Genomic DNA, 25,664 nt, shown 5'->3' with positions numbered 1-25,664 from the left:
ACCGACGAGCAGATGGACGCGGCGGCAGACCTCGCAGAGGCCTACTCTTTACGTGAACTGCGCGTTTCGCATGAACAAAACCTGATTCTGCCGAACGTGAAGAAGAGTGACCTCTTCGCCGTGTGGGAGCGTGCGAAGCAGCATGGTTTCGCCACGCCGAACGTGGGTCTCCTTACCGATATCATTGCCTGCCCGGGGGGCGACTTCTGCTCGCTCGCGAATGCGAAGTCGATTCCGATTGCGCTGGCGATCCAGCAGCGCTTTGAGGATCTCGATTATGTCCACGATCTCGGCGAGATTTCGCTGAACATCTCGGGCTGCATGAACTCGTGTGGCCATCACCACGTGGGGAATATCGGCATTCTTGGCGTCGACAAGGACGGCTCGGAGTGGTATCAGGTGTCGCTAGGCGGCGAGCAGGGCACAGGCGCTCATGGCGCGTGCCTGGGGCGCGTCATCGGCCCGTCGTTTTCCGCAGAGGAAGTGCCTGACGTCGTGTCGACATTGATCGAGACGTATGTCGTGAGCCGTATCGACGGCGAGCGTTTCATCGACACGTTCAATCGTCTTGGTGTCGCCCCGTTCAAGGAGCGGGTCTACGCCGCGCGCCAACCCGCGCACGCCTAAATCCAGCGACGAGAGCCAAGGAAGATTTCGCAGATGACTTCGATTATCAAACACCGCACCGTCGTGGCGGATGACTGGCAGGTAGTGCGTGCAGACGTTGACGGCGCGCTGCCCGCTGCAGACACGCTGCCCGCAGGCCGTGTCCTCGTGCCGTTCGCGTTGTGGAGGCAAGCGCGTGAAACGCTGATCGCCACGCGTGCGGCCGACTCGCTCGGCGTCTGGCTTGCTCCCGACGACGAACCCGCTGATCTCGTCGGCGATTTCGGCAATATTGCGCTGATTGGCGTCGAGTTCCCCGTGTTCCGCGATGGCCGCGGCTACAGCATCGCGCGGCTCTTGCGCGAACGCCATGGCTGGCGCGGTGAGCTGCGCGCGATCGGCGACGTGCTGCGCGACCAGCTCGGCTACATGGCGCGCTGCGGCTTCGATGCGTTTGCCGTGCGCGCCGACAAGGACATTCACGACGCGCTGAACGCATTCAGCGAGCTGTCGGTGCAGTATCAATCCGCAGTCGACGTTGCTACGCCGTTGTTCCGTCGCCGCTCGGCCGCTGCGGCGTCTGCGGCGACGGGCGCCACCGCGCCAGAGGCGCGTGCATGAGCGCCGTCGTCGATTTCACCCGGCAGGGCGATGACGTCTCGGAGTCGTTGCTGGACGCCAAGACTGAGCAGCTGAACGCGCTGCTCGACGCGATTGCTGAGCGCCATGCGAAGGTCAAGTTTGCGAGCAGCCTGGCCGCCGAGGATATGCTGCTCACGCATGCGATTCTTTCCCGCAGGGTGTCGATCGGCATCTTTTCGCTCGACACGGGACGCCTTCATGCGGAGACAATCGGCATGATCGATCGCGTGCGCGAACGCTACGGGTACAAGATCGAAACGTTTCATCCGCAGCAGCAGGCCGTAGAGGCGTACGTCGCAGAGCTTGGGCTCAATGCGTTTTACGAGAGCGTCGAAGCGCGCAAGCGCTGCTGCGAGATCCGCAAGGTCGAGCCGCTCAACCGGGCGCTGGCCGGCGTGGACGCTTGGGTGACGGGACAACGCCGCGAGCAGTCGGTGACGCGGGCCGAACTTGCAGAGCAAGAGCACGATGCGGCGCGCAACGTGGCTAAGTACAACCCCCTTGCCGATTGGACGGAAGCGCAGGTGTGGGCTTACCTCGCGAAGTACAATGTCCCGGTCAACCCGCTGCATGCGCGTGGGTATCCGAGTATCGGCTGCGAGCCCTGCACGCGTGCCATCCGCCCCGGTGAAGATAGCCGGGCGGGCCGCTGGTGGTGGGAGTCGCGCGATACGAAGGAGTGCGGCTTGCACATGAGCCCGGTCACGATGTTATCGGCCGCTGGTAAAGCGGCGAGCTGAACGGCCGGCATGCAGCAAGGCAACCGAACGCAACCGTTGCGCAGTCCGAGTGCCGCGGGCCACCCCCAAGACGGGCGGGCCGAGGCCAACGACAGGAACACATTGAACATGAGCACGATTCTTGAATCCTCTACGACGAGCCCGCTTGCGGCCACGTCGAGCCGTATGGACCACCTCGACTGGCTTGAAGCGGAATCGATCCACATCCTGCGCGAGCTCGTTGCCGAATGCAGCAAGCCGGCTTTGCTGTTTTCGGGGGGCAAGGATTCGGTGGTCGTACTGCATCTGGCGTTGAAGGCCTTCGGACTCGGGCCGACGCGCAAGACGGCGCTGCCGTTTCCGCTTGTGCATATCGACACTGGCCACAACTATCCGGAAGTCATTGATTTTCGCGACCGGCGCGCAGCCGAGATTGGCGCCGAGCTCATCGTCGGTCACGTGGAGGATTCGATCAAGCGCGGCACGGTGCGGCTGCGCCGCGAGACGGACTCGCGCAACGCCGCCCAGGCCGTCACCCTGCTTGAGACGATTGCCGAGCATGGCTTCACGGCGATGATTGGCGGTGCGCGCCGTGACGAAGAAAAGGCGCGCGCCAAGGAGCGCATCTTTTCATTTCGCGACGAGTTCGGTCAATGGGATCCAAAGGCGCAACGCCCCGAGCTGTGGAGCCTCTATAACGCGCGGCTGCACCCGGGCGAGCACCTGCGTGTGTTCCCGATTTCGAACTGGACCGAGCTCGACGTCTGGCAATACATCGCGCGCGAATCGCTCGAGCTGCCGTCGATCTATTACGCGCACCAGCGCGAAATCGTCCGGCGCAACGGGCTGCTCGTACCCGTCACCCCGTTGACCCCAATGCGCGAGGGTGAAGCGAGCGAGATGGCGCTCGTGCGCTTTCGCACGGTGGGCGACATCAGCTGCACGTGCCCTGTCGCGAGCGACGCCGACGACGTCGAGAAGATCATCGCCGAGACGGCCGTGACGGACATCACCGAGCGCGGTGCGACGCGCATGGACGATCAGACGTCCGAAGCCGCGATGGAACAGCGCAAGAAGCAAGGCTATTTCTGATTATTCAGCACACCGAACGAATCCCGAGCGAGTATCGAATGCAGGACACCATGAACACTCATCAACCGGCGGACCTCGGCGTGCTGCGCTTCATCACGGCGGGCAGCGTCGACGATGGCAAGAGCACACTGATCGGGCGACTGCTCTATGACAGCAAGGCGGTGCTGTCGGATCAGCTTTCGGCGCTCTCTCGCGCGAAGAACAAGCGCACGGTGGGCGACGAGATCGATCTGTCGCTCTTGACCGACGGGCTTGAGGCCGAACGCGAGCAGGGCATCACGATCGACGTGGCCTATCGCTACTTCGCCACGGCCAAGCGCAAGTTCATCATCGCGGACACGCCGGGCCACGAGCAGTACACGCGCAACATGGTGACGGGCGCCTCGACGGCGCATGCGGCGATCATTCTCGTCGACGCCACGCGTGTGACGTTCGAGGACGGCCGCGCCGTGCTCCTGCCGCAGACGAAGCGCCACAGCGCGATCGTGAAGCTGCTCGGGCTGCAGCACGTGATCGTTGCGATCAACAAAATGGACCTCATTGATTTCAGCGAGGTGCGCTTCAACGAGATTCGCGACGCCTACGTGCAGCTCGCGCAGCAGCTCGGTCTCGCGAACATCCGGTTTGTACCTGTCTCTGCGCTCAAGGGGGACAACATCGTGCGGGCGAGCGAGCGTATGCCCTGGTATGCGGGCGAGCCGCTGCTCGATCTGCTGGAGGGGCTGCCCGTCGAGCAGCCGACGGGTGAGGCACTGCGCTTTCCGGTGCAGTGGGTGGCGCGCCAGGATGGTGCGAGCGCCGACGACTTCCGTGGCTACATGGGACGCGTGGAGTCGGGCGAGGTGCGCGTGGGCGATGCGATCACCGTGCTGCCGGGCAACCGCGAGGCGAGTGTGGCGGAGATCATCGCGCCGGTGCCGCACGGCACGGCGCAAGTCGAGCGCGCATTCGCGGGCCAGACCGTGACGATTCGCCTTGCTGAAGACGTCGACGTTTCGCGCGGCGACACGTTTGTCCCGGCCGGACACGCGCCGCAGCCGGCCAAGCAGCTCGAGGCGGACCTGTGCTGGTTCGACGAGGAGCCGCTTTCGCCGCAGCGCAAGTACCTGTTGAAGCAGACGACGAATACCGTCTTTGCGCGCATCGGCGTCGTCAAGGAGGTGCTCGACGTGCATACGCTCGCACACACGAACGACCGGCACAACCTGATGATGAATGACATTGGTCGCGTCGCGCTGACGCTGCAAAAGCCGCTCGTCTGCGACGCTTACGATACGCATCCGGCCACGGGCGCGTTTGTGCTCATCGACGAGGCCACGCATCATACGGTGGCGGCCGGTATGATTCGTACTTTTACGAGCTGAAGCGCGAAGTTGCAGTAGAACTGCGCGCGCATCGACGCAACAATAGAAGGACGAACGCCGAATGGGCAAGGTGTACTTGATCGGAGCAGGGCCCGGTGCCGCGGATCTCATTACGGTGCGCGGCGCGCGTTTGTTGGGCACCGCGGATGTGGTGCTCCACGATGCGCTTGTCGAACCAGAGATGCTGGAATACGCGCCGCGTGCCCACAAAATCGCGGTGGGCAAGCGTTGCGGTCGCCGATCCACGGCCCAACAGTTCATCAACAAGCAGATTATCGATGCGGCCTTGCGTCATGACGTCGTGGTGCGACTGAAAGGCGGCGATCCGATGCTGTTTGGTCGCGCGGACGAGGAGATGCGCGCGCTCGAGGAAGCCGGCATCGAGTACGAAGTGGTGCCCGGCATCACGGCGGCGCTTGCCGCCGCGTCAGCCATCAAGCGCTCGCTGACGCTACGCGGCGTTGCCCGCAGCGTAGCGCTCGCAACGAGGAGCCGCGCGCCCGATACCGACGAGATTCGCGAGCAGGTCAACGCCGATTCGCTGGTTTTCTACATGGGCCGTGACGGCGCGCCCGAAATCGCCCGGCAGCTCATCGAGGCTGGCCGGCCAGCCACGACGCCTGTCGCCGTCGTCGAGGCTTGCAGCACCGTGCGTGAGCGTACGCTAACGCTGACGCTCGAAGGTCTCGCGCTGGGCGAGGCGCAGCCGTGGCTCGACCCTGCACAGCCGAGCCTGCTCATGATCGGGGAGGCGTTCGCCGAGCGAGGGGCGCAAAAGCCTCCTCGGGAGCAGGCCGCCGACGACGCTGACAGCGCCGCGCGCACCGACGGTTTGTCCAACGCAGCCTGAGTTCAGCGCCCGTCGCCGACGGCTCCGATCTGACGTAGACAGTACGCGGCGAGCGCATCGAGCACGGTGTCGTCCTCGCCGACGGGCGCCGCACATTGAATGTCGACGCCAGGATGCGCGATCCGACACTGATCGATAACGGCAGGCAGGTCGCGCCGTATATGTCCCCCAACCCCGACGAACACCGGCACGACCGTTACGGTCGTGCATCCGGCGGCTGCCTGCTCGGCTACCGCACTGGGCAGATCGGGCGACATGAGTTCAAGGAAGGCGAGCCCAACTGTCGTATCCGGCCCGCATTGCCCGCGCAGCTTGTGTGCGAGCCGTTCGAACGGCTCGGCCCAGCGGGGGTCCCGTGCGCCGTGACCGAAAAGGACGATGCCGTGGCGTGCCGACATGGGCGAATCCTCGATCCGTTAGTGACGATCGACCCATCTCAGGCCGATGAGCCCAAGCGCAAGATAGATGAGCGCCGGCGTGGCGGCCGTCATCGGCGCGGGCCAGGTGTTGAGCATGCCCATATGCGAGAACAGGGTATTGATGAGCTGAAAGCTCATGCCGAGCATGATGCCGCCGAAGACCTTCACGCCGACGACACCGGCTCGCGTATGCAGGTAAGCGAACGGCAGTGAGAGGATAAGCATCACGAGCACCGCAAACGGATAGAGCAGCTTTTTCCACAGCGCAAGCTCGTAGCGCTGCGTGTCTTGGCGATTTTCCGTCAGATGCTGGATGTAGCGAAAGAGGTTGTAGATCGACATCCTGTCGGGCGAAATCAACAGCACCGAAAGGATCTGCGGTGTGAGATCCGAGCGCAGCGAGAACTCGGGCAGCACGACCTGCGTCGCGCGAAAGACAGGGTTCAATGCATCGACCGGTTTCGTGGCGGACGGGGCAATGGGGGTGAGGTTCGTATCGCTCACGCCCTTGAGCAGCCAATGCCCGTCGCCCTCGTAGCGTCCGCTTTGCGCAATGCGTACGTTCGTCAGGCGGAATTGCGAATCGAACTCGTAGATGCGCACCTTGGTGATGGTCGCATCGGGCATCAGCTCGCCGACGTTGACAAAGCGCGTGACCTGTTGGCCGTCTTCGCGCGCAGTGAGCGTGTCCTTGACCCATACACCGGATTGGAAGTTGGTCGAGACGGCGGAGCCGAGCGCCTGCAGGCGCACGCGCTCGGACAACTGATCCGAATAAGGGCCGACGACTTCGCCGATGAAGTACGTGACGGCAACGAGCGGAATACCTATTTTGACGAGCGAGCGCAGCGACTGGCCCGTCGCGAGCCCCGAGACGCGGAAGATCGTGTACTCGGAACTCGCGGCCATCTGCGCAAAGACATAGATGGTGGCGATGAGCGCGGCGACAGGAATGATCTCGTAAAAGCGCGACGGCGTTTGCAGCGCAACGCGCAGCACGGCATAGCCGAATTTGTAGTTCCCGTGCCCGACCGTGTTGAGCTCGTTGATGAGGTCGAAAAAGAAGAACAGCGCCGAGAATGCGAACAGAACAAACACGAACGCGAGGTAGATTTGCCGCGCGAAGTATCTCTCGTAAATGCGCATCGCGTCAGGCCCCTTGCGCGCGCGAGAACATGGCGCGAGAAAAGAGCGGCCGATTGCGCACACGCATCCAGAACACAAAAACGACGATGCCGAAAATGAGCACGTGCAAACCGAGCAAGCCGGCGACGAACGAGATACGTCCCTGCTCCATCCACGACTGAACGACGTTGAGCAGGTTCGAGTAGGTGAGGAAGATCAACACGGCCATGACGAGATTGATGGTGCGCCCGCGCCGAGGGTTTTGATAGGCGAGCGGAATCCCGAGCAGCATCAGGTTGGCGGCCATCAGCACGAGCCCGGTGCGCCAGGCAAACTCAGCGAGATTTTCCTTGGTCGGGTGACGCAGCAGCGCGAGCGTTGACATGCCTCGCGCGGTCGGCCGGTTGATAACAGGCTGCTGCGTGATCTTGATGCCGTACCGCTCGAATTCCATAATGCGAAAGTCCGGCTTGCCGGGTTCGCCGTCGTAGCGGCGGCCATTTTCGAGGACGACGAAGCGCGAGCCGTCTTTGTCGGTTTCGGTGTGGCCGTTGCGCGAGACGACGACGCTCACCTTGCCCGCCTCCGTACTTGTCACGAATACGTTTTGAACATGACTTTGATCCGGCGTCATCTTTTCGACGAAGAAGACGCGGTGGCTCAGGGGCGATTCGCGGAACTGGCCCGGCGCGAGCAGCGATACTTCATCGCGTTGCTGAAACCGGGCGCGAATCGCCTTGTTCTGGGCATTCGACCAGGGCCAGCCGACATAGGCGAAAAAAGCGACGAGCAAAATGACCGGCAGGGCGAATGTGGCCACCGGTTTGATGAAGCGCGCAAGACTGACCCCGGAGGCGAGCCAGACGACCATTTCAGAATCGCGGTACCAGCGTGTCAGTACGAAGAGGATCGATACGAACAGCGTCACCACGAGCATCACGGAAAAGTAGCCGATGACGGTGAGGCCGATCAACACGACGACGTCCTTCGGATCGACCTCGCCGGACGCGGCGAAGCCGACGATGCGGATCATCATCGTCGTCAGAAAGATGGTCAGCAGCACCATGAATATGGCACCGGCCGTATATGCGAGCTCTCGCTGCAGGGAACGTTCAAAGATCATCGTCGATGCAAAGAGCGAGGGGACCGTGACCCTCGGTGAGCGCTGCGGAGCGACAGCACCGAAAAATAGCGGATAATTGCGACTTTCGTTGTAAGTGACGCCGATTTTATCCGAGGATGAGCGCGATGGACTTTAGCATAAAAGCCTGTGACTGGACGAAGGGCACGACTAACGGTTTTCTGACGGGGAAATCGGATTGCATCGTGATCGGGGTATTCGAGTCGCAGACACTTTCGGGGGCAGGGCTTGAGATCGACGAGGCCACGAAAGGCCTTATCACGCGGATTGTCAAAGCCGGCGACATGCAGGGCAAAAGCGGCACGACGCTCTTCTTGCATGAAGTGTCGGGCATTGGGGCATCCCGCGTGCTGCTGGTCGGTCTCGGCAAGGAAGACGCCTTTGGTCAGAAGGCCTACAGCGACGCGGCACGGGCCGCATGGCGCGCGATTCTTGGCACGAAGATCGTCCAGGTGACGTTCACCCTCGCGCAACTGCCCATCAAAGAACGCTCGGCGGACTGGGCCGTGCGCGCCGCGATTGTCGCGCTGCGCACCGAGACGTATCAGTTCACGCAGATGAAGGGCAAGCCCGAGCCGGTGAAGCGTGCGTTGAAGCGCGTCGTCTTCAGCGTCGGCAGCGCCGACGAGAAACTGGCCCGTGTCGCAGCGAAGGAAGGTGAGGCGCTTGCCAACGGCATGGACCTTGCGCGTGATCTCGGCAACCTGCCCGGCAACGTGTGCACCCCGACGTATCTCGGCGAAACCGCGAAGAAGCTCGGGAAGGAGTGGAAGCTGAAGGTGGATGTGCTCGGTCAGAAGCAGATCGAGGCACTGAAGATGGGCTCGTTCCTTTCGGTGACGCGTGGCTCCGCGCAACCGCCGCAGTTCATCGTCATGCAGTACCAGGGTGCTGGCGCCAAGGCCGCGCCGATCGTGCTCGTCGGCAAGGGCATCACGTTCGATACCGGCGGCATCTCGCTGAAGCCCGGTGATGCCATGGACGAGATGAAGTACGACATGTGCGGCGCGGCCTCCGTGATCGGCACGATGCGTGCCGTTGCCGAACTCGGCTTGAAGCTGAACGTCGTCGCTATCGTGCCGACCTGCGAGAACATGCCGAGCGGCACCGCGACGAAGCCGGGCGACATCGTCACGAGCATGTCGGGTCAGACGATCGAAGTGCTTAACACCGATGCGGAAGGGCGACTCGTCCTCTGCGACGCGCTCACCTATGCGGAACGCTTCAAGCCTGCTGCCGTGATCGATGTCGCGACGCTGACGGGTGCCTGCGTGATCGCGCTCGGCCATCACAACAGCGGCCTGTTTGCAAAGGACGACGCGCTCGCCGGCGAACTGCTCGACGCCTCGCGCGAAGCGGCCGACCCGACCTGGCGCATGCCGCTCGACGACGAGTATCACGAGCAATTGAAGTCGAACTTCGCCGACCTCGCCAACATCGGCGGCCGGCCCGCAGGCAGCGTGACTGCGGCCTGCTTCCTGTCGCGCTTTACCGAGGCGTATCCGTGGGCGCACCTCGACATCGCCGGTGTGGCTTGGAAGAGCGGGGCTGCCAAGGGGGCAACGGGCCGGCCGGTGCCGTTGCTCACGCAGTTCTTGATCGACCGCGCAGCACGGTAAAAGCAGGAGTGGCGGCGCGATGACGCGCATCGACTTTCATACGAACGTCGGCGACGCGGTGCTCTATGCGTGCCGCCTCGCGCGCAAGGCGTACCTGGCGGGGCAACCCGTCGTCGTGCTGGCGGAGCCGGCACGACTGCGCGCGTTCGACGAGCGGCTTTGGACTTTCTCGCCGCTCGACTTTGTGCCGCACTGCATGGCCGACAGCGCGCTCGCGACGAGCACGCCTGTTGTGCTCGCGGCCGATCTCGAAGGTGTCCCGTATCATCAGGTGCTGTTGAATCTGGGTGCGAAAGTGCCGTCGCAATTCGCGCGCTTCGAGCGCCTGCTCGAGGTCGTCGGCAACGACGAAGGCGAGCTTGCCGCGGGGCGCGAGCGCTATCGCTTCTATCGCGATCGCGGGTATGAGCTCAACAATTACAAGCAGGGCGCCTGATCCCTGCTCTGTCGTTTGTCCGATGACTGGCACGAACGTGCCATCGTGGCCCCAATCGGTCTCTTTCTCACGCAGAAAGTAGGCCGATTCATGTAAAAAGGGGAACTAGACGTGTCCGATTTCAAACACCCGTACCATCCCGAACATCCCGAACGTTTCGATGATCCTGTATCGATTCCGGTTTTGACCGATGTGCTCGTGCCGGGGCGGCTATCGACACCTCAAGGCAGCGAGGGGCACGCAAGCGCGGAGGCTCTGCCGCTAGATGGCGGCGAGGCTGTCGCCGCTGCAAGCGCTGAGACGGCTCCCGCTGACGCCTTGAACGAGCATGAGGAGGCGGGTGTGGCCGAAGATTTTATCGAGGCGCGCTACACCGCTCAGTTGAGCGACGCTGTTCAAGGCGAAGTGGCGAAGTCGATCGAGGCGGTCGAGCCCATCAAGTCGATCGAGCCGATTGACCGGATTGAGTCGGTTCAGCCGATCGAGCTGGCAGAGTCGGAAGAGACTCAGCCAAAGGAAACGCACCGGCCGACAGAGGCAATGAGGGTTGACGCATCGCCGCAGCCACCCGCATTGCAGCCGGCGACCGAGCTGACCGAGCGCGACGCCGAGCATATTGCTGATCGGCTGTGTGCCCGCTTTGCGCAGGAGGGGCGTCGCGTGATCGAATCGCGTTGCCGTGAGGCGCTCGAAGAGCATACGGCTTGGCTCGTCCGTCAAGTGACGCGTGAAGTGTCGCTGGCACTTGAAGCGGAAGTTTCGGGCTGGGTGCGCGAGGCAGTGCGCGAGGAACTCGCGGCGCACCGGTTGACGCGACGTTGAGGTGTTCCCCGGCCCCTTAAGGATTAAGGGCCCCTGAGGCCCCCTGCTGGGATGCCCCCGCACGGGGCAGGTGACGGAGCGACGCGATTGACGGGTGGCCAAGCAATCCGCTCGGCCACCGACCTTTAGGCTCAGCCCGTCACGGCACCCTTGTTCGCGGGCAGTGCAAGCGCCGCGTACTTGGCGAGCACGCCCCGCGTGTAGCGCGGCGCCGGCTGCTTCCAGGCTGCGCGGCGGCGCTCGAGTTCGGCGTCGTCGACATTCAGCTGCAACAGCAGCTGATGGGCGTCGATGGTGATCGAATCGCCTTCTTCAACGAACGCGATCGTGCCGCCGACAAACGCTTCCGGTGCAACGTGACCGACGACCATGCCCCACGTACCCCCCGAAAAACGGCCGTCGGTGATGAGGCCGACCGATTCGCCGAGTCCCTTGCCGATCAGCGCCGAGGTGGGTGACAACATTTCGGGCATGCCAGGGCCGCCTTGCGGGCCGAGATAACGCAACACGAGCACGTCGCCGGCGTTGATCTTGTCGTCGAGGATCGCTTCGAGCGCGCTCGGCTCGTCGTCAAAGACGCGCGCCGGCCCCGTGATCACCGGGTTCTTGAGGCCCGTGATCTTGGCGACGGCACCATCGACGGCGAGATTGCCCTTGAGGATCGCAAGATGGCCTTCTTTATAGAGGGCGCGGTCAACCGGGTAGATCACGTTTTGATCGGCGCGCGGCACGCTCGGAATGTCCTTCAACTCTTCCGCAAGGGTCTTGCCGGTAATCGTGATGCAGTCGCCGTGCAAGAGACCCGCGTCGAGCAGAATCTTCATGACTTGCGGAATGCCGCCTGCGAGGTGAAGGTCCGTCGCCACATACTGGCCCGAGGGCTTCAAGTCGCAGATGACGGGTACGCGTCGGCGGATGCGCTCGAAATCGTCGATCGTCCAATCGACTTCGGCCGCGTGCGCGATGGCGAGATAGTGGAGCACGGCGTTGGTCGAGCCGCCCGTCGCCATGATGACGGACACGGCATTTTCGATCGACTTCTTGGTGATGATGTCGCGCGGCTTCAGATCGCGCTTGACCGCTTCGACGAGCACGCGTGCGGATTCTTCAGCGGAGGCGACTTTCTCGTCGTCGGGGTTGGCCATCGTCGACGAATAGAGCAGAGACATGCCGAGCGCTTCGAACGAGGAGCTCATCGTATTGGCGGTGTACATGCCGCCGCACGAGCCCGTGCTCGGGCAGGCGTTGCGCTCGATGCCGTCGAAATCCTCCTCCGACATGCGTCCGGCCGTGAACTCACCGACGGCCTCGAACGACGAAACGATCGTCAGATCCTTGCCTTTCCAGTTGCCGGGGCGGATCGTGCCGCCGTAGACGTAGATGCCCGGCACATTCGCGCGTGCGAGCGCGATCATGCCGCCCGGCATGTTCTTGTCGCAGCCGCCGATCACGACAACGCCGTCCATCCACTGGCCCTGCACGCAGGTTTCGATACAGTCGGCAATGACCTCACGTGAGACGAGCGAGTACTTCATGCCTTCCGTGCCCATCGACATGCCGTCTGAAATCGTGGGCGTGCCGAAGATTTGCGGGTTCGCGCCCGCACCTTTGACTGCCGCCACGGCCGCGTCGGCAAGCCGCTGCAAGCCGGCGTTGCAAGGCGTGATCGTCGAATGGCCGTTTGCGATGCCGATCATCGGGTTGTTGAAATCTTCCTTCTTGTACCCGATCGCGTAGTACATCGAACGGTTCGGCGCGCGCGCGACACCCTGCGTGATGTTTTGCGAACGACGGTTGTATGCCATGGTGGGAACTCCGGTTCTATCTCAATTGCTTCGGGTGGAACTGGGAGCCAAGCGCTGATGCGCTGGCTTCGGATCGACTGCTGCGATGCTGGGTGAGTCGCTTCACCGCGAAGGCTCGCCACGCTGGTCGTCGCGTCGGCAGAGCGCAGAGCGCAGAGCGCAGTGCGTGAGCCTCATGCACCGAATGTCGCGCCAGCATGCCGTTTCCTATCTAGCGTGTCCAATATATTATTTAGCATCAACTAGGTCGGAAAAAGTATTGAAATGCCAAAGGTTGGGAATGCGCTCAGGTAAAACGGAAGGTGATCGATGACGCCCGACTTGCGCCAATTGCGCTACTTCGTTGCTGTCGCCGAGGAGCGGCACTTCGGTCGGGCGGCGCAGCGCTTGTCGATGACGCAGCCGCCGTTGTCGCAGGCGATCCGCGCACTCGAGGAAACCCTCGGCGTCGAGCTTTTCGCTCGAACGAAGCGCACGGTTGAGTTGACGCCCGTCGGCGCCGACTTGCTGCCCGAGGTCCGCAGGCTCCTGGCGGCGGCCGACGCTCTGCGACCGCTCGCGCAAAGCCTCGCGCGCGGCGAGGCCGGAGAGCTTTCGCTCGCCTTCGTTTCGACGGCCGATTACGGCCTTTTGCCGCAGTTGCTGCGCGAGTTTGCTGCGCGCTATCCCCATGTGCGGCTTCAGCTCGCCGAGGCGACGAGCGATGTCCAGATCGACGAGCTCGTCGCGGGCCGCATCGACGCTGGCCTCGTGATTCCGCCCCTTGCGCCGCGCCATGCGGCGGCCCTCACGTATCTGCCGATCATGCGCGAGCCGCTCATCGCGGCCTTGCCGGCCGCAGCCTTGCGGCAAGCGGGGAGCCCCGCCAAGAGTGAGCCGGGGAGGGGCGCCAACCGGAGCGCCAGGCGCGTCGTTTCCGAGTGGGATGACACGCCGGTCGCGCTTGCCGATCTCGGCGAGTTGCCGCTTGTCATCTTTCCGCGCCGTCTCGCCCCGGGCTTTTATGACATCATTACGGGCTGCTACGGTGCGGCAGGCCTCACCCCACGCATCGGACAGGAAGCGATCCAGATGCAAACCATCGTCAGCCTGGTGTCGGCCGGCATGGGGGTGGCGCTTGTGCCGCAATCGCTGCGCAACCTGCGTCGCACGGGTGTGGTCTACCGGCCGATCGCGGGGGGCGCGCCGATCGTCGAAACCGGGCTCGTCTGGCGCACGGCGGACGTGAGCCCCGTCCTCGCCGCGTTTATCGAGATCGTGCGCGCACACGCCGCGATCATGTCCGGCCTTTCAACCCTTCAACGTCCGAAATCGAAGCCATTACGATGCTGATTCATCCCAATTTCGATCCCATCGCGATTCATCTCGGTCCGCTCGCCGTGCGCTGGTACGGCCTCATGTACCTTGTCGGATTCGTGATGGCGATCGTCGTCGGACGGTTGCGGCTGCGCTTGCCGCACGTCGCCGCGCAGGGCTGGACCGCGCGCGATATCGACGACATGCTTTTTTACGGCGTGCTCGGCACGATCCTTGGAGGGCGGCTAGGCTACGTCCTCTTCTACAAGTTCGACTACTACTTCGCACATCCGCTCGACGTCTTCAAGGTGTGGCAGGGGGGCATGTCGTTCCACGGCGGCTTTCTTGGCGTGACCTTTGCCATGGTGCTCTTCGCTTGGCAGCGCAAGCGCTCCTGGCTGCAAGTGACGGACTTCGTGGCGCCGATGGTGCCGACAGGGCTTGCCGCAGGCCGCTTCGGCAACTTCATCAACGGCGAGCTGTGGGGGCGTGTCACCGATCCGCAGGCACCGTGGGCGATGATGTTCCAGCACGCGGCACCCGACGACGCGCTTTGGCTCATGACGCATCCGCAGCAGGCGGCCCAGTGGCATCTCGGCGAGGTTTTCGCGCAGTACCATATGCTGCCGCGGCATCCGTCGGAGCTTTACGAGGTCGCGCTCGAGGGTTTTGCGCTCTTTCTCGTGCTCTGGTTTTTCTCGCGTAAGCCACGTCCAGTCGGGGCGACTTCGGCCGTTTTTCTCATAGGTTACGGGCTTGCGCGCTTTATCGTCGAGTTCGCGCGTGAGCCCGACGATTTTCTCGGCCTGCTCGCGCTGGGTTTCTCGATGGGGCAGTGGTTGTCCCTGCCGATGATCGCTGTGGGCATTACGCTGCTCGCCTGGTCGTATCGACGCGCAGGCCGGGCCGCTGCACCGGCTGCACGCTGACGTCTATCGTCGAAACGCCGGGCTTGTTCCCGGCCTGTTCCCGAATTTGGCGCCGCAGTCGGACGAACGCAGCTTCAAGCACGCCCGCCGCTATCAACCTAGCGATACATCGGCGGACGTTCGACCGCGGCGCGACATACCTCCCGGCGCTCGTTCGGCGAGCGCCGCCGCGTGTCGATCAGCGTGAAAATCAGCGTGAAAATCAGCGTGCCATCTGGACCGAACCGGAGACGTCGACCGTGACGCGCGACGTGCCGCCTTCGACCGGCACCGGCGCGCCACCGCCCGGCGCGGCCATCGCGCGCATCGCGATCATGGGACGCAGCGGTGGCCCTTCGCGTCCCACGTTCACCTGCCGGATCGTGTAGCTCGTGTAGCCGAACGCACGAGCAGCCGCTTGCGCTTGGTTACGAAACGACGAGATCGCCTGCCCGGTCAGGTTCTCGGAGGCCGCGCGCTGAGCTTCCGGCGAAAGCGAGAACGCCACGTTGCCGACTTGCATCGTCTTGTTCATGTCGCCCGCAACCTTGGAGGCCGCCGCGAAATCACTCGATTCGAGCACGATCTCCGTGCGTCCACGCCATGCTGAGATGCGGCCGTCGCGGTCCGTCGTCGGATACACGGAAAAAGTGCCGGTCCGCGCCGTGACATTCGCGACGCCTTTCGCGCGCCGTAGTGCCGCCGCCGTGCGCTCGTTGAGCGCGTCCGTCAGCGAGGCTGGGTCATTGGCTTCCTGCTCGTAAAAGAGCGTGATGTTGACGACGTCCTGCGGCACCTCTTCACTTGCCTGCGCGGAGAGCGACAGCACGCCGGAGGGCGCGATCTCGTCGGGGACGACGGTTGCGGCGCCGGCTGCCGTGGACGCGAGCGCCCATGCCGTGGCAGCGACGACACTACATGCCAAAACGCTTCTTTTTTCCATGACCCGGCTCCTTCGTGTGAAAAGCGTTGCAAACCGATGGCGCAAGCCTGAAGGCGAGGCGCAAGGGGCTTAAGCGAGCCGCTCAACAATAAAGCGCCATTGCGCGTCCGTCACTGGTGTAATCGACAGGCGGTTGCCTTTCGCGAGCACCCGCATGTCGGCCAGCTCGGCGTGGTTGCGCAGCTCGGCCAACGAAATGAGCGGTGTCTTTTTGACGAAACGTACGTCGACGAGCATCCAGCGCGGAGTCTCGGGCTTCGATTTCGGATCGTAATAGGGGCTTGTCGGATCGAACTGTGTCGGGTCGGGGTAAGGCGTCGAAACAACCTCGGCAATGCCCGCGATACCGGGTTCAGGGCAACTCGAATGATAGAAGAGGACGCCGTCGCCGATGCGCATCACGTCGCGCATGAAGTTGCGTGCCTGATAATTCCGCACGCCAGTCCACGGGAGGCTTTGCGCCGGCGCGTGAGCGAGATCGTCAATACTTGCTTCGTCCGGTTCGGACTTCATCAGCCAGTAGTGCATGGATCGGATCGAGTGCCTGGAAAGAGTCGTCCAAATAATGGGCACGGCGCGCGCCGTTGATGCGGCCGATCGGCTCGGCCAGAGCGACGCGATTCAACCGGCGACTGAACTACGAAAGAACCTTCGACGAACAATCTTCGCCGCCTTGGCATTCGGGCCGCGCAACCTTGAGTGCGCCGCCAAAGAGGACATAGAGGACAAAGAGGACGCAACAAAAGAAAACGGCATCGGTAGAACCGATGCCGTCGTCAAATAAATCCCCGCCTTGGCCGCTAGGCCGGCATCCTGAACCTGGGGTTCAGAATTGGTCGCAGTTAGCAGCACTTCGGGTACATCAGACAGAGTGACGCGCGCGCCCGTGCTACAAATTTCCGCAACCGTGCACATGGCATTGGTTCAAGGAATATATGACCTTGGCGAACCAGGCAGGGAAGCCGTAAAACCTGTGTTGTGACCACTTTCCGCTCGCGCGGGTTGGCCCCATCGTAATACTGTAAACCGCTTACTAACGTGCTTCGTTTTGCACCAGCACAGCAGCAAGCTGTTCGTTCATTTGATGCATTGTACGACGGATTTCGTCGGCAGGGAACGCCTCACCGTGTCGTATGCTCTGTTGCAGTTTCAGCAATTCTGATGCAATCGAGAGGGCGGCCATCACGGCGATGCGATCGGTCCCGCGCACGTTGCTGCCCGCGCGAATTTTGGACATTTCAGAATCGACGCGCGCGACCGCATTGACGAGTATCGTCTCCGTTTCAGGGGAGCAAGCGAGTCGGTAATTCTGGCCGAGGATCGAGGCTTCGATCTGTTTTTGGGTCATGCGTTATCTCCGTGCAGGGCGGCGCCGCTGCGCGCCGGGTCGCCTCCGCGGGATGCCTTCATCAGATCGAGGCTATCTTGGCTATCGGGGTCCGAGCTTTTCGCACGGGGGAGTTTTTCGAGGATCGCGTTCAGGCGAACCTGGGCATCATCGATCTTGGCCAGCAACGTATCGCGTTCGGCTTGCAGCGCATTGCGCTCCTCGCGCAACACGGAAAGTTCGGCGCGCGCTGCGTCGTTTTCCGCGCGCACATGGGCGAGTTGCTCTTCGAGCGCATGACGAGCCTGCTGAAGGCGTTCATTGATCGCGATCAGTTGGCCGATGTTCTGTGACAGGGTTTCGAGTTCGTTGAGCATCTTGCAGCGTCCTTTAAAGACTTACGCATTTTAGCGCGGATTACCGAGGCGTCCGACGCTCCAGTCGTTTCGAGACGTAACTGGAATCGATTGTTTTGAGCCGACGTAGTGGCATAACAGGCAACACGTGCGAGCGTCCAGGGTTGACGCTCCCAAACCCCATCCCTACACTTGCTGCACTTTGGTGCCCGCACGCTGCATCCCGATGCGCGCGGTTAAACGGGAAACAGGGAGCAAGGTCCGCCTGGACCGAGCCAACCTGTGCTGCCCCCGCAACGGTAAGCGACGCGCATCGCCGTTTCAAGGCGCTGCGCCAATCCGTCCCGATGCCACTGCGCGACGTAACGCGTGGGAAGGCGGACGCGTTTCAGTCGCCAGCCCGGATACCGGCCAAAGCTTGGAGTGCGTCCCCTTGACCCGTGCGGGCAAAGCCCTGCGAGCGAAGCGCGGCGCGCTCTTGTCGATGCAGCTTGCGGGGAGCGGGCTGCGGGCTCATCCCACAAGGAACCCTCACGATGTCCACGCCCATGCAGCGTGCGGCTCTCGTTGCGTGCGCCGGGCTGCCGCTTGTACAGGCTGCGGCCGCGCTTGCACAGTCTGCGCAGAACGATCCCGCCTCGTCAGCTTCGTCATCCACCTCCGTGTCACATTTGTCGTCGAATGAGTGTTCTGCCGCGCCATCAGCGTCCGAACCTCATGGCAGCTCTGATCGACCTAATGCATCGGCACCCCATGGAGCAGCGTTGGCGTCGAACGTAACCACCACATCGTCGGCTGCATCAATCGTTCTATCGACGGCATTCAACAACAGTAGCGGCAGCGGCAGCGCGCCGCTCGCACCGATCGTCGTCACGGCGCAGCGTGGGCCGCAACTGCTCGCCGACGCGATTGCCCAGACGACCCGCTTCGATCGGCAGGACATCGATGATTCTACTTCCACCGACTTGCCGGGACTGCTCGCCGGGGCACCCGGCGCGCAGGTGATCCGCAACGGTGGCCCGGGTGCAAGCGCGGGACTGATGCTGCGCGGCGGATCGCCAACGGAGTCGCTGGTGTTGATCGACGGCGTGCGCGTCGACTCCGTGAGCCTCGGACAAGCGCAACTCGCCCAGATCCCGCTGTCGCAGATCGATCGCGTTGAAATCGTGAACGGCGACGTGTCGGCGCTCTACGGCTCAGGTGCGATGGGCGGTGTCGTGCAAGTCTTCACCAAGGATGGCGGGAATCATCCGCCGCGCTTTTATTTCTCGCTCGGCTACGGCAGTTACCACACGCAGACTCAGGAAGCCGGCGTCGACGGCGCGTTGGGCAAGAGCGGCAAGACGACGTTCAGCGTCAACGTCTCCCGTTACAAGACCCGCGGTTTTTCGTCGATCGATCCTGCGCTCGCGCTTAACGCCAATCCAAATGCGAATGGCTATGTGAACGAAAGCGTATCGGCCATGATCAGGCACCAGTTTAGCGATAAGTGGAATGCAGGGGTGCGCTTTTTTCAGTCGAACGGAAACGACAGCTTCGACAACGCATTCGGTCTGCCGACCGACATCCACAACCTTTTCAGCAAGGTGCGTCAGGCGTCAGTATTCGCGAACGGCAATCTCACTGACTGGTGGGCGATGAGACTCACGGCGGCGCAGGGCGAAGACCGGGCCACCGCAAAGACCAATGGTGTCTACGACGCGAGCTTCGATACGGACAACCGGCAGTACGCCTGGCAGAACGATCTCAAGATTGCGGCCGGACAGAAGCTGCTGCTTGGCTACGAACATCTGGATCAGAGCCTCGATTCGAATATCTTCGTTGCACCTGAGCGTCACGTCGACTCGTTGTTTGCAGGGTATACCGGTCGGTTCGGCGCGAGCCGCATCCAGGCAAACGTACGCCGCGATCGCTATTCGGACTTCGGTGGCGCGAATAGCTACTATGTGGGCTACCGTTACGATGTTGCCGAGCATTGGAGCACAACGGCGAGTTACGCGAGCGCATTTCGCGCACCGAGCTTCGATGACCTTTACTTCCCCGGCAGCGGCAATCCGTCGATCAAGCCCGAACGCAGTCATTCGCTCGAGGCGGCGCTGCAGTACGCCTCTGACTCGCTCGGCGTGCTGCGCCTCACTGCTTTTCAAACGCGCTATTCGGAACTGATCGAATACGTGTCGACGCGAAGCGGTCTTGAGTTCGTTGCCCAGAATGTCGGCCGGGCGAAAGTTGAGGGTCTCGAAGGCTCGTGGAGCGGCCGCCTAGGCAAGACCGACGTGCGTGCTGCGCTGACCGTGCAAAATCCCGTCGATGAGGATACCCACACGGATCTCACCCGGCGCGCACGGCGTTTCGCATCCTTCACGGCAAGTCGCAAAATGGGCACATGGCGCGTGGGCGGTGAGTGGCTGTTGAGCGGCCCACGCAACGACAGCGGCGTCGTGCTCGGCGGCTATGGTGTCGTGAACCTCTCGGCGCGCTATAACGTCACGAAGGCTTGGTACGTGAACGCGCGAGTCCAAAACCTCTTCGACAAGCACTATGAGCTCGCTTACACCTACAACACGCCGGGGCGCAGTGCTTTCGTCACGATTGGTTGGCAGCAGCCGTGACGCGGTGCGCGCACCCTCAAGCGGCATGAGCGTGCAGTGATGAACCGGCGACTTGCTTTGAGGCCGCCCGCCATGAGCGGCAAGCGTGCCGCCGTCATCTGGCTCGCCCTGGCAATGTGCGCGCTGGCCGTGCTCATGGCGGCGCTCGCGCTTGGCAGCGTTCAAGTGAGCCCGTGGAAGGTGTTCGGAGCGCTCGTGCATGCGCAGACGGAAGGCGTCACTGACTCGAGCGGCGAAATCGTGCGCACGTTGCGCCTGCCGCGCGCGGTGGCGGGCTTCGCCTGCGGCGGTTTGCTCGCGCTGGCGGGCGCCTTGCTGCAGGTCTTGCTGCGCAACCCTCTTGCGGAACCTTATGTGCTCGGCGTATCGGGCGGCGCTGCTGCTTTCGCCGTGCTCGCGCTCGCGGCGGGCGCAGTGCGGTGGGTCGTCGACACGGCGTCGTTCGCGGGTGCGTTGCTGTCGATCGCACTCGTGCTGGGCTTCGCACGGCGTGCATTCTGGCGAGGTGAAGCGCAAGAGGCCTCACCGCGACTCTTGCTGACGGGCGTTGTACTGGCGACGGGCTGGGGCGCAGTCGTCATGCTCATCCTCACGCTGATGCCCGACGAGCGCCTGCGCGGCGTGCTCTTCTGGTTGACGGGCGACTTGAACGGGGCCGGCGATCCATGGCCGGCCCTGGCCGCACTCGTCGTCGCGCTGGCCGCGAGCGTGCCCGTCGCACCGCAGCTGAATGTGCTGATACGCGGCGAGGCATTTGCGCTTGCACTCGGCGTTCCGGCGGCGCGGCTGCGTGTGCGTATCTATCTGGTCGCATCGCTGGCGGCCGCCGTCGCGGTGACGACGGCCGGCACGATCGGCTTTGTCGGGCTCGTCGTGCCGCATGCGCTGCGGCTCATCTGCGGCAACGACCAGCGCATGCTCGTGCCGGCTTCGGCACTGGCGGGTGGGACCGCCGTCATGGGGGCAGACCTTGTCGCCCGCACCGTTGTGGCGCCGGCCCAGTTGCCGATCGGCGTCGTTACGGCTCTCGTGGGCGTGCCGGTGTTTTTGTGGATGCTGATGCGGGGACGGCGATGAGTGCGCCCGTGCACTTGAGCGCGACAACGGGCGGCCCGGCGCTCTCGGCGCACGCGCTGACGCTGCGTGGGGGCGGCCGGCTGCTGCTCGGCGATTTCACGCAGGTTTTTCGTCCCGGGGAGATGTGGTGTGTTGCGGGTCCTAACGGTGCCGGCAAGACGACGCTGATTTCGACGCTTGCCGGCATCCTGCGGCCGGCCGCGGGCCATGTCGAACTCGATGGCGTGCGTCTCGATGCGTGGCCGCAGGCTCGGCTTGCGCAACGTCGCGCGCTGATGCCGCAAAGCACGCATGATGCGTTTGGCTCGAGCGTGCTCGATGTCGTGCTGTTGAGCCGCTATCCCTATCTGACGGGCTGGGGTTGGGAGGCAGAGAGCGATCGCGCCGCGGCGCAGGCGGCGCTCGAATCGCTCGCGCTCGGCTCGCTCGCGGCGCGTGACGTCCTCTCGCTTTCAGGCGGGGAACGGCAGCGGGTCGCACTGGCGGCGGCCCTGTGTCAGGATGCTGATGTGCTGTTGCTCGACGAGCCGCTCGCGCATCTCGATCTGCATCATCAAGTCGACTGTCTGACCGCGCTCGTGCGGTGGATGCAAGCGGCGCCGCGCACCATCGTGTTTTCGTGTCACGATCTCAACCTTGCGCGCCGCTTTGCCACCCATGCGCTGTTGATGGACGGCGAGGGCGCGGCATTTGGGGGGCCGGTAGCCAAGGTGCTCACGCCCGCGCTGGCGAGCCGCGTTTTCGGCCATCCGCTCGTGCTCATCGCGCAGGACGGCTACGAGGCGCTGGTGCCGGCGCTGCGTTCGCCTTGAGCGGGCGAAGGCGGGCTCATTGGCCGCAATCCCGGCTTACCGCACTACGCCCCGAAGGAAGTCCCCCGCCCCGAAGGAAAGGCCCTTTGGGAGAAAGGGTGGGGTTTCAAACCGGAATCAGTCTTACGATGAACGTCAATTTGCCATTACCCATCGTCGAGCCGCTCGATCGTTCGTTCGACGATACGCTCTCGCGCATCATCGACGCGAAGACGAAGCCGCCGGGCAGCCTTGGCATGCTCGAGGCGATCGCACGCCAGATCGGCGCCATTCAGCGGAGCACGCGGCCCTCGATCCGGCGTCCGGCGATGATCGTTTTCGCGGCCGATCACGGCATCGCGCAAGAGGGGGTGAGCCCTTATCCGCAAGCCGTTACTGCACAGATGGTCGCCAATTTTCTGGCCGGCGGAGCAGCCATCAACGCGATCAGCGGTGTCGCGGCGTGCGAGCTGGAGGTCGTCAATGCCGGTGTCGCGACGCCGCTCGCCTCCCCGCAGGGCCTTGTCGACATCCCTATCGGCCCGGGCACGCGCAATTTTGCAGCGGAGCGCGCGATGACGCATGAACAGATGCGTGCGGCCCTCCTCGCGGGCGCTGCTCGCGTCGATCATCATGCGGCGCTCGGCACGAACGTGATCGGATTCGGCGAAATGGGGATTGCGAACACGTCGTCTGCTGCGTGTCTCATGAGCCGGCTGTGCGGTGTACCGATCGACGTATGCGTCGGGCGTGGCACAGGCGTCGACGATGCCGGTCTTGCGCACAAGCGTCGGGTGTTGAGCGCAGCGCTCGAGCGACATCGCGATGCGACAGAGCCGCTCGACGTGCTGGCCGCATTCGGCGGTTTTGAGATTGCCATGATGACGGGCGCTTATCTTGCAGCAGCGCGGGCGCGGATGACGATCCTCGTCGACGGATTCATCGCGACGGCCGCGCTCCTCGTCGCGCACGCGCTCGCGCCCTCGGTGCTCGACTATTGTCTCTTTGCGCATCAGTCCGATGAGGCAGGGCATCGGCGCATGCTCGAGTTTTTGAATGCCAAGCCACTGCTATCGCTCGGCCTGCGCCTTGGCGAAGGCACTGGCGCCGCCCTCGCGCTGCCGCTTGTGCGTGCGGCTGTCGCGTTTATCAACGAGATGGCAAGCTTCGAATCGGCCGGCGTCGCAACACGCGATACGCCCGACGCCGAACCGGCCGCACGATGAAAACCGATTGGGACGAGTCGCAGGGGCGGGCGCGGCGGATCGACTGGCACGCGGAGTTGCGTTATTTGTGTGCGGCGCTTGGTTACTTTACGCGCGTGCCGGTGCCGCGCGGCCTGGGTGCGGACGTGCACGATCTCGCCGGTGCAATACGATACTTTCCGCTCGTCGGCGCGCTTGTCGGTGCGACGGGGGCGGTGGTTTATCTTTTTGCGTGCCGCGTGTTTGCGCCATCGATTGCCGTGCTGCTCTCGATGGCCGCGACGCTCGCCCTGACGGGCGCGTTCCACGAGGACGGTCTGGCTGACTGCTGCGACGGGTTCGGCGGTGGCGCGACGCGTGACGACGTGTTGCGCATCATGCGTGATCCACGCATCGGCGCATTCGGTGCGATCGGCCTCATGGTTGCGCTCGTGTTGAAATGGCAAGCGCTTGTCGCGCTGCCGCCACTCGCTGCGGCGTGGCTCATGATCGCAGCGCACGCGGCGAGCCGGGCGCTCGCGGCTAGCTATCTCGTCACACTCGACTATGCTAGGGCAGAGGGCAAGGCACAGCCGGTGGCGCAGCGCCTCGCGCCGCGCGCCTACGCGCTTGCGGCGGCGCTGGGGCTGCCGTGGCTCCTCTGGCCGGACTGGCGCGCAGGGCTCTTGGCGCTCGGTGTGGCATTCGCGCTGCGGATGTTGCTCGCCCGCTACTTCATGCGGCGTCTGGGAGGTTACACGGGCGATTGCCTCGGCTTCGCACAGCAAGTGTTCGAAATTGCCATCTACCTCAGCGTGCTGGGATGGATCTCCTCTTGATTCGCCACCCCGCGGTCGCCATCGACGCGGGCATCTGCTACGGTCGCAGCGACCTGCCGCTCGCTGAGGACGCGCGCGTAGGCGCGGACGCGCTTTTTGCACGGCTGACCGAGCTGGCCGCGCCGCCACCGCAAGCAGTCTGGACGAGCCCGTTGAGACGCTGCGCAAGTGTTGCCGCTTGGCTCGCGCTCCGTTGCCGGTGCCCGGCGACAGCCGATCGACGCCTGCAGGAGATCGATTTTGGCGCATGGGAACGCATGCGCTGGGACGCGATCGATCGAGCTGCGCTCGACGCATGGGCGGCCGATTTCGCTCATGCACGCGCGCATGGCGGCGAGAGCGTGGCGCAATTTGCGGCCCGTGTTGCGGCTTGGTTCGAGACGTGGCAGGCGGCATCCGGTGTTGCCGACGTTGCCACTGTGCCGACGGGGCGCATGACGGCTGCCTTGCGCGCGTTGATCTCGGCAAAGCGCCCGAGCGCGCCGCGTGGCCCCTCTGCGTCTTCCGCTTCCTTTGTACCGTCGACATCTGCGCCGCCGTCCCCGCCCGTCGGGACTCCGCCTGCTGAGTCGGCGTCGCTTGTCCCCCAAAGCGGTTCGGCAGCGGCTGCCGTCTACGTGGTCACGCACGCCGGCGTCATCCGTGTGCTCGCGTCGCTTTCGCTCGGCATTCCACTTGAGGAGTTGCAGAGCTGGCCCGTCGATCCAGCTGCGATCGTCTGGCTGCGGCGCGAAGGGGGCAATGGCGCCTGGCGTCTTCTACGTTGGAATGCGTGAGCGACGCAGGCGGCGGATTAATGCGCTACGGCAGAGCCCGCCGACGGCCGGCGCGAGCGCGCGACATCGAGATCACGACACAGCGCGGCGACGCCGAGCGCGAGACGCGGGCCGGGCCGGTCGATGAGGTCGGCATCGAGTACGAAGAGGTTGCCTCGTTCGACGGCTTGAAGGCGGGGCCAGTCCTGCCATGTCGCCAGTTCCGGCGCTGACAAGCCGGCTTGCCTCGACGCATCGGCCGAGGCCGTGACGATCGCCTCAGGGTTGGCGGCGACAACGGCTTCTGTCGACACAGTCGGCACAAGCGGTTTCAGTCCCGCAAAGACATTACGGCCACCGCAGAGGGCAATGGCATCGCTGACGATGTGCGCGCCGCTCAACGTCATCAACGGGCGATTCCAGACCTGATAGAAGAGGCTTACCGTCGAGCGGCCGGCGTACTGCGCGCGCAGGGCCGCGATCTGGCCGCGATAGTCGCGCGCGGCCGTGGCCGCCGTTGTCTCGGTGCCTAGGAGCGTGCCGAGCTTTTCGAGGTTGGTGCCGACGTCGTCCAGCTTGTGCGGCTGGCTATGGAATAGGGCGATGCCGAGCCCGCGCAGCGTGTCGAGCTGCCGATCGTCGTTGCCATGTCGCCAGACGACGATGAGGTCCGGCTTCAGCGCGACGATGCGCTCGAGATCGAGGCCGACATTGCTGCCGACGCGCGGCAGCGTCCTGGCGGCGGGCGGATAGTCGCTATACGAGACAGCGCCGACGAGCTTGGCCCCGCCACCCGCCGCGTAGACGAGTTCGACGGCATGCGGGGAAAGGGCGATCACGCGCTTTGCAGGCTCGGCGAGCGAGACTGTCTGGCCGGCGTCGTCGGTCACCGTGATCGCCGCGTGCGCGAAGAGCGGGGCCAGCAAGGCAAGAGCG

At 63.8% G+C, this 25,664-nt stretch carries 26 protein-coding genes, 1 other RNA gene, 2 pseudogenes and 1 riboswitch; of the genes and pseudogenes, 19 read left to right on the top strand and 10 right to left on the bottom strand.

Translation table 11 applies throughout. The features are described from left to right. The 6 genes and pseudogenes from VL598_RS13640 to cobA form a co-directional block, all read left to right on the top strand. Positions 1-627 (top strand): annotated as a pseudogene (locus tag VL598_RS13640) (nitrite/sulfite reductase); the annotation flags it as partial. Between the two features lie 33 nt (positions 628-660). Next, entirely contained in the window at positions 661-1,227 is a 567-nt protein-coding gene (locus VL598_RS13635) for a DUF934 domain-containing protein (protein WP_325327257.1), read from the top strand. Beyond that, on the top strand, positions 1,224-1,988 hold the full coding sequence (locus VL598_RS13630) for a phosphoadenylyl-sulfate reductase (RefSeq protein ID WP_325327256.1): 765 nt from the start codon (positions 1,224-1,226) through the stop codon (positions 1,986-1,988). Before VL598_RS13635 ends, VL598_RS13630 begins: the two co-directional genes overlap by 4 nt. A 108-nt stretch (positions 1,989-2,096) precedes the next feature. Further along, positions 2,097-3,059: a sulfate adenylyltransferase subunit CysD gene (gene cysD / locus VL598_RS13625; RefSeq protein ID WP_325327255.1), complete on the top strand. Its 963-nt coding sequence runs from the start codon at positions 2,097-2,099 to the stop codon at positions 3,057-3,059. 50 nt (positions 3,060-3,109) lie between these two features. After that, on the top strand, positions 3,110-4,423 hold the full coding sequence (locus VL598_RS13620) for a sulfate adenylyltransferase subunit 1 (protein WP_325327254.1): 1,314 nt from the start codon (positions 3,110-3,112) through the stop codon (positions 4,421-4,423). A gap of 61 nt (positions 4,424-4,484) precedes the next feature. After that, positions 4,485-5,273 carry a uroporphyrinogen-III C-methyltransferase gene (gene cobA, locus VL598_RS13615; RefSeq protein ID WP_325327253.1) on the top strand — a complete coding sequence of 263 codons (789 nt, stop codon included), beginning with the start codon at positions 4,485-4,487 and terminating at the stop codon, positions 5,271-5,273. 2 nt (positions 5,274-5,275) lie between these two features. Here cobA and VL598_RS13610 read toward each other — a convergent pair whose 3' ends face one another. From VL598_RS13610 to lptF, 3 genes are read right to left on the bottom strand one after another with little or no spacing between them, the layout of a single operon-like run. Continuing rightward, positions 5,276-5,671, bottom strand: coding sequence for a CbiX/SirB N-terminal domain-containing protein (locus VL598_RS13610; RefSeq protein ID WP_325327252.1), 396 nt, complete (start codon positions 5,669-5,671; stop codon positions 5,276-5,278). 18 nt (positions 5,672-5,689) lie between these two features. Beyond that, positions 5,690-6,838, bottom strand: a complete 1,149-nt coding sequence (gene lptG, locus VL598_RS13605; RefSeq protein ID WP_325327251.1) for an LPS export ABC transporter permease LptG — start codon at positions 6,836-6,838, stop codon at positions 5,690-5,692. A 4-nt stretch (positions 6,839-6,842) separates the two neighbouring features. Next, positions 6,843-7,940: an LPS export ABC transporter permease LptF gene (gene lptF, locus VL598_RS13600; RefSeq protein ID WP_325327250.1), complete on the bottom strand. Its 1,098-nt coding sequence runs from the start codon at positions 7,938-7,940 to the stop codon at positions 6,843-6,845. Positions 7,941-8,065: 125 nt separating this feature from the next. On the opposite strand from lptF, the gene VL598_RS13595 reads away from it, so the two are divergent. The 3 genes from VL598_RS13595 to VL598_RS13585 all read left to right on the top strand — a co-directional run bounded on the left by VL598_RS13595 (position 8,066) and on the right by VL598_RS13585 (position 10,835). Beyond that, positions 8,066-9,577 carry a leucyl aminopeptidase gene (locus VL598_RS13595; RefSeq protein WP_325327249.1) on the top strand — a complete coding sequence of 504 codons (1,512 nt, stop codon included), beginning with the start codon at positions 8,066-8,068 and terminating at the stop codon, positions 9,575-9,577. 19 nt (positions 9,578-9,596) lie between these two features. After that, on the top strand, positions 9,597-10,013 hold the full coding sequence (locus tag VL598_RS13590; RefSeq protein WP_325327248.1) for a DNA polymerase III subunit chi: 417 nt from the start codon (positions 9,597-9,599) through the stop codon (positions 10,011-10,013). A 111-nt stretch (positions 10,014-10,124) separates the two neighbouring features. Next, positions 10,125-10,835: a DUF2486 family protein gene (locus tag VL598_RS13585; protein ID WP_325327247.1), complete on the top strand. Its 711-nt coding sequence runs from the start codon at positions 10,125-10,127 to the stop codon at positions 10,833-10,835. Between the two features lie 131 nt (positions 10,836-10,966). Here the strand turns inward: VL598_RS13585 and ilvD are convergent, their stop codons facing one another. Further along, positions 10,967-12,640 (bottom strand): dihydroxy-acid dehydratase, encoded by a 1,674-nt coding sequence (gene ilvD / locus VL598_RS13580; RefSeq protein ID WP_325327246.1) that lies wholly within the window; start codon positions 12,638-12,640, stop codon positions 10,967-10,969. Positions 12,641-12,949: 309 nt separating this feature from the next. On the opposite strand from ilvD, the gene VL598_RS13575 reads away from it, so the two are divergent. Both VL598_RS13575 and lgt read left to right on the top strand, forming a co-directional pair. Beyond that, positions 12,950-13,972 carry a LysR family transcriptional regulator gene (locus VL598_RS13575; protein ID WP_325327245.1) on the top strand — a complete coding sequence of 341 codons (1,023 nt, stop codon included), beginning with the start codon at positions 12,950-12,952 and terminating at the stop codon, positions 13,970-13,972. After that, the gene (lgt, locus tag VL598_RS13570) at positions 13,966-14,865 is read left to right on the top strand and encodes a prolipoprotein diacylglyceryl transferase (protein WP_325327244.1); all 900 of its coding nucleotides are present in this window, start codon (positions 13,966-13,968) and stop codon (positions 14,863-14,865) included. The genes VL598_RS13575 and lgt overlap by 7 nt, the downstream gene beginning before the upstream one ends. A 202-nt stretch (positions 14,866-15,067) precedes the next feature. Here the strand turns inward: lgt and VL598_RS13565 are convergent, their stop codons facing one another. Both VL598_RS13565 and VL598_RS13560 read right to left on the bottom strand, forming a co-directional pair. Next, positions 15,068-15,787: an SIMPL domain-containing protein gene (locus tag VL598_RS13565; protein ID WP_325327243.1), complete on the bottom strand. Its 720-nt coding sequence runs from the start codon at positions 15,785-15,787 to the stop codon at positions 15,068-15,070. 69 nt (positions 15,788-15,856) lie between these two features. After that, the gene (locus VL598_RS13560) at positions 15,857-16,315 is read right to left on the bottom strand and encodes an EVE domain-containing protein (protein ID WP_325327242.1); all 459 of its coding nucleotides are present in this window, start codon (positions 16,313-16,315) and stop codon (positions 15,857-15,859) included. Between VL598_RS13560 and VL598_RS13555 the strand changes: the two genes are divergently transcribed. Then, positions 16,314-16,571 carry a hypothetical protein gene (locus VL598_RS13555; RefSeq protein ID WP_325327241.1) on the top strand — a complete coding sequence of 86 codons (258 nt, stop codon included), beginning with the start codon at positions 16,314-16,316 and terminating at the stop codon, positions 16,569-16,571. The genes VL598_RS13560 and VL598_RS13555 overlap by 2 nt on opposite strands. Here the strand turns inward: VL598_RS13555 and ssrS are convergent. From ssrS to VL598_RS13540, 3 genes are all read right to left on the bottom strand, one after another. Then, a non-coding RNA gene (gene ssrS / locus VL598_RS13550) (6S RNA) lies at positions 16,569-16,750 on the bottom strand. The genes VL598_RS13555 and ssrS overlap by 3 nt on opposite strands. A gap of 70 nt (positions 16,751-16,820) precedes the next feature. Next, positions 16,821-17,135, bottom strand: coding sequence for a cell division protein ZapA (locus tag VL598_RS13545; protein WP_325327240.1), 315 nt, complete (start codon positions 17,133-17,135; stop codon positions 16,821-16,823). Beyond that, positions 17,132-17,491 carry an ATPase gene (locus VL598_RS13540; protein ID WP_325327239.1) on the bottom strand — a complete coding sequence of 120 codons (360 nt, stop codon included), beginning with the start codon at positions 17,489-17,491 and terminating at the stop codon, positions 17,132-17,134. Before VL598_RS13540 ends, VL598_RS13545 begins: the two co-directional genes overlap by 4 nt. A gap of 165 nt (positions 17,492-17,656) precedes the next feature. After that, positions 17,657-17,900: riboswitch (cobalamin riboswitch) on the top strand. A gap of 106 nt (positions 17,901-18,006) precedes the next feature. Between VL598_RS13540 and VL598_RS13535 the strand changes: the two genes are divergently transcribed. The 7 genes and pseudogenes from VL598_RS13535 to VL598_RS13505 all read left to right on the top strand — a co-directional run bounded on the left by VL598_RS13535 (position 18,007) and on the right by VL598_RS13505 (position 24,749). Further along, positions 18,007-20,082, top strand: a complete 2,076-nt coding sequence (locus tag VL598_RS13535; protein ID WP_325327238.1) for a TonB-dependent receptor plug domain-containing protein — start codon at positions 18,007-18,009, stop codon at positions 20,080-20,082. Between the two features lie 72 nt (positions 20,083-20,154). Further along, on the top strand, positions 20,155-21,159 hold the full coding sequence (locus VL598_RS13530) for an iron ABC transporter permease (RefSeq protein ID WP_325327237.1): 1,005 nt from the start codon (positions 20,155-20,157) through the stop codon (positions 21,157-21,159). Beyond that, positions 21,156-21,971, top strand: coding sequence for an ABC transporter ATP-binding protein (locus VL598_RS13525; RefSeq protein WP_325327236.1), 816 nt, complete (start codon positions 21,156-21,158; stop codon positions 21,969-21,971). Before VL598_RS13530 ends, VL598_RS13525 begins: the two co-directional genes overlap by 4 nt. Positions 21,972-22,099: 128 nt before the next feature. Further along, positions 22,100-23,176, top strand: coding sequence for a nicotinate-nucleotide--dimethylbenzimidazole phosphoribosyltransferase (gene cobT, locus VL598_RS13520; protein WP_325327235.1), 1,077 nt, complete (start codon positions 22,100-22,102; stop codon positions 23,174-23,176). Continuing rightward, entirely contained in the window at positions 23,173-23,973 is an 801-nt protein-coding gene (locus VL598_RS13515; RefSeq protein ID WP_414718720.1) for an adenosylcobinamide-GDP ribazoletransferase, read from the top strand. Before cobT ends, VL598_RS13515 begins: the two co-directional genes overlap by 4 nt. Beyond that, positions 23,958-24,416, top strand: a pseudogene (locus tag VL598_RS13510) (histidine phosphatase family protein); the annotation flags it as partial. The gene VL598_RS13515 and the pseudogene VL598_RS13510, both read left to right, overlap by 16 nt. Further along, positions 24,408-24,749 (top strand): histidine phosphatase family protein, encoded by a 342-nt coding sequence (locus VL598_RS13505; protein WP_325327259.1) that lies wholly within the window; start codon positions 24,408-24,410, stop codon positions 24,747-24,749. The pseudogene VL598_RS13510 and the gene VL598_RS13505, both read left to right, overlap by 9 nt. 17 nt (positions 24,750-24,766) lie before the next feature. Here VL598_RS13505 and VL598_RS13500 read toward each other — a convergent pair. Next, a partial coding sequence (locus VL598_RS13500; protein WP_325327234.1) for a cobalamin-binding protein occupies positions 24,767-25,664 on the bottom strand: 898 nt, incomplete at its 5' end.

Origin of the sequence: Trinickia sp. (assembly GCF_035492435.1) — a bacterium.
Lineage (GTDB): Bacteria > Pseudomonadota > Gammaproteobacteria > Burkholderiales > Burkholderiaceae > Trinickia.
This window is presented reverse-complemented; position numbering and strand designations above follow the sequence as displayed.

Excerpts from the sequence above, each read along its gene's own strand:
- VL598_RS13635 (WP_325327257.1), top strand. The coding sequence starts at position 661 with ATGACTTCGATTATCAAACACCGCACCGTCGTGGCGGATGACTGGCAG.
- VL598_RS13630 (WP_325327256.1), top strand. The coding sequence starts at position 1,224 with ATGAGCGCCGTCGTCGATTTCACCCGGCAGGGCGATGACGTCTCGGAG.
- cysD (WP_325327255.1), top strand. The coding sequence starts at position 2,097 with ATGAGCACGATTCTTGAATCCTCTACGACGAGCCCGCTTGCGGCCACG.
- VL598_RS13620 (WP_325327254.1), top strand. The coding sequence starts at position 3,110 with ATGAACACTCATCAACCGGCGGACCTCGGCGTGCTGCGCTTCATCACG.
- cobA (WP_325327253.1), top strand. The coding sequence starts at position 4,485 with ATGGGCAAGGTGTACTTGATCGGAGCAGGGCCCGGTGCCGCGGATCTC.
- VL598_RS13610 (WP_325327252.1), bottom strand. The coding sequence starts at position 5,671 with ATGTCGGCACGCCACGGCATCGTCCTTTTCGGTCACGGCGCACGGGAC.
- lptG (WP_325327251.1), bottom strand. The coding sequence starts at position 6,838 with ATGCGCATTTACGAGAGATACTTCGCGCGGCAAATCTACCTCGCGTTC.
- lptF (WP_325327250.1), bottom strand. The coding sequence starts at position 7,940 with ATGATCTTTGAACGTTCCCTGCAGCGAGAGCTCGCATATACGGCCGGT.
- VL598_RS13595 (WP_325327249.1), top strand. The coding sequence starts at position 8,066 with ATGGACTTTAGCATAAAAGCCTGTGACTGGACGAAGGGCACGACTAAC.
- VL598_RS13590 (WP_325327248.1), top strand. The coding sequence starts at position 9,597 with ATGACGCGCATCGACTTTCATACGAACGTCGGCGACGCGGTGCTCTAT.
- ilvD (WP_325327246.1), bottom strand. The coding sequence starts at position 12,640 with ATGGCATACAACCGTCGTTCGCAAAACATCACGCAGGGTGTCGCGCGC.
- VL598_RS13575 (WP_325327245.1), top strand. The coding sequence starts at position 12,950 with ATGACGCCCGACTTGCGCCAATTGCGCTACTTCGTTGCTGTCGCCGAG.
- lgt (WP_325327244.1), top strand. The coding sequence starts at position 13,966 with ATGCTGATTCATCCCAATTTCGATCCCATCGCGATTCATCTCGGTCCG.
- VL598_RS13565 (WP_325327243.1), bottom strand. The coding sequence starts at position 15,787 with ATGGAAAAAAGAAGCGTTTTGGCATGTAGTGTCGTCGCTGCCACGGCA.
- VL598_RS13555 (WP_325327241.1), top strand. The coding sequence starts at position 16,314 with ATGGATCGGATCGAGTGCCTGGAAAGAGTCGTCCAAATAATGGGCACG.
- VL598_RS13560 (WP_325327242.1), bottom strand. The coding sequence starts at position 16,315 with ATGCACTACTGGCTGATGAAGTCCGAACCGGACGAAGCAAGTATTGAC.
- VL598_RS13545 (WP_325327240.1), bottom strand. The coding sequence starts at position 17,135 with ATGACCCAAAAACAGATCGAAGCCTCGATCCTCGGCCAGAATTACCGA.
- VL598_RS13540 (WP_325327239.1), bottom strand. The coding sequence starts at position 17,491 with ATGCTCAACGAACTCGAAACCCTGTCACAGAACATCGGCCAACTGATC.
- VL598_RS13535 (WP_325327238.1), top strand. The coding sequence starts at position 18,007 with ATGTCCACGCCCATGCAGCGTGCGGCTCTCGTTGCGTGCGCCGGGCTG.
- VL598_RS13530 (WP_325327237.1), top strand. The coding sequence starts at position 20,155 with ATGAGCGGCAAGCGTGCCGCCGTCATCTGGCTCGCCCTGGCAATGTGC.
- VL598_RS13525 (WP_325327236.1), top strand. The coding sequence starts at position 21,156 with ATGAGTGCGCCCGTGCACTTGAGCGCGACAACGGGCGGCCCGGCGCTC.
- cobT (WP_325327235.1), top strand. The coding sequence starts at position 22,100 with ATGAACGTCAATTTGCCATTACCCATCGTCGAGCCGCTCGATCGTTCG.
- VL598_RS13515 (WP_414718720.1), top strand. The coding sequence starts at position 23,173 with ATGAAAACCGATTGGGACGAGTCGCAGGGGCGGGCGCGGCGGATCGAC.
- VL598_RS13505 (WP_325327259.1), top strand. The coding sequence starts at position 24,408 with ATGACGGCTGCCTTGCGCGCGTTGATCTCGGCAAAGCGCCCGAGCGCG.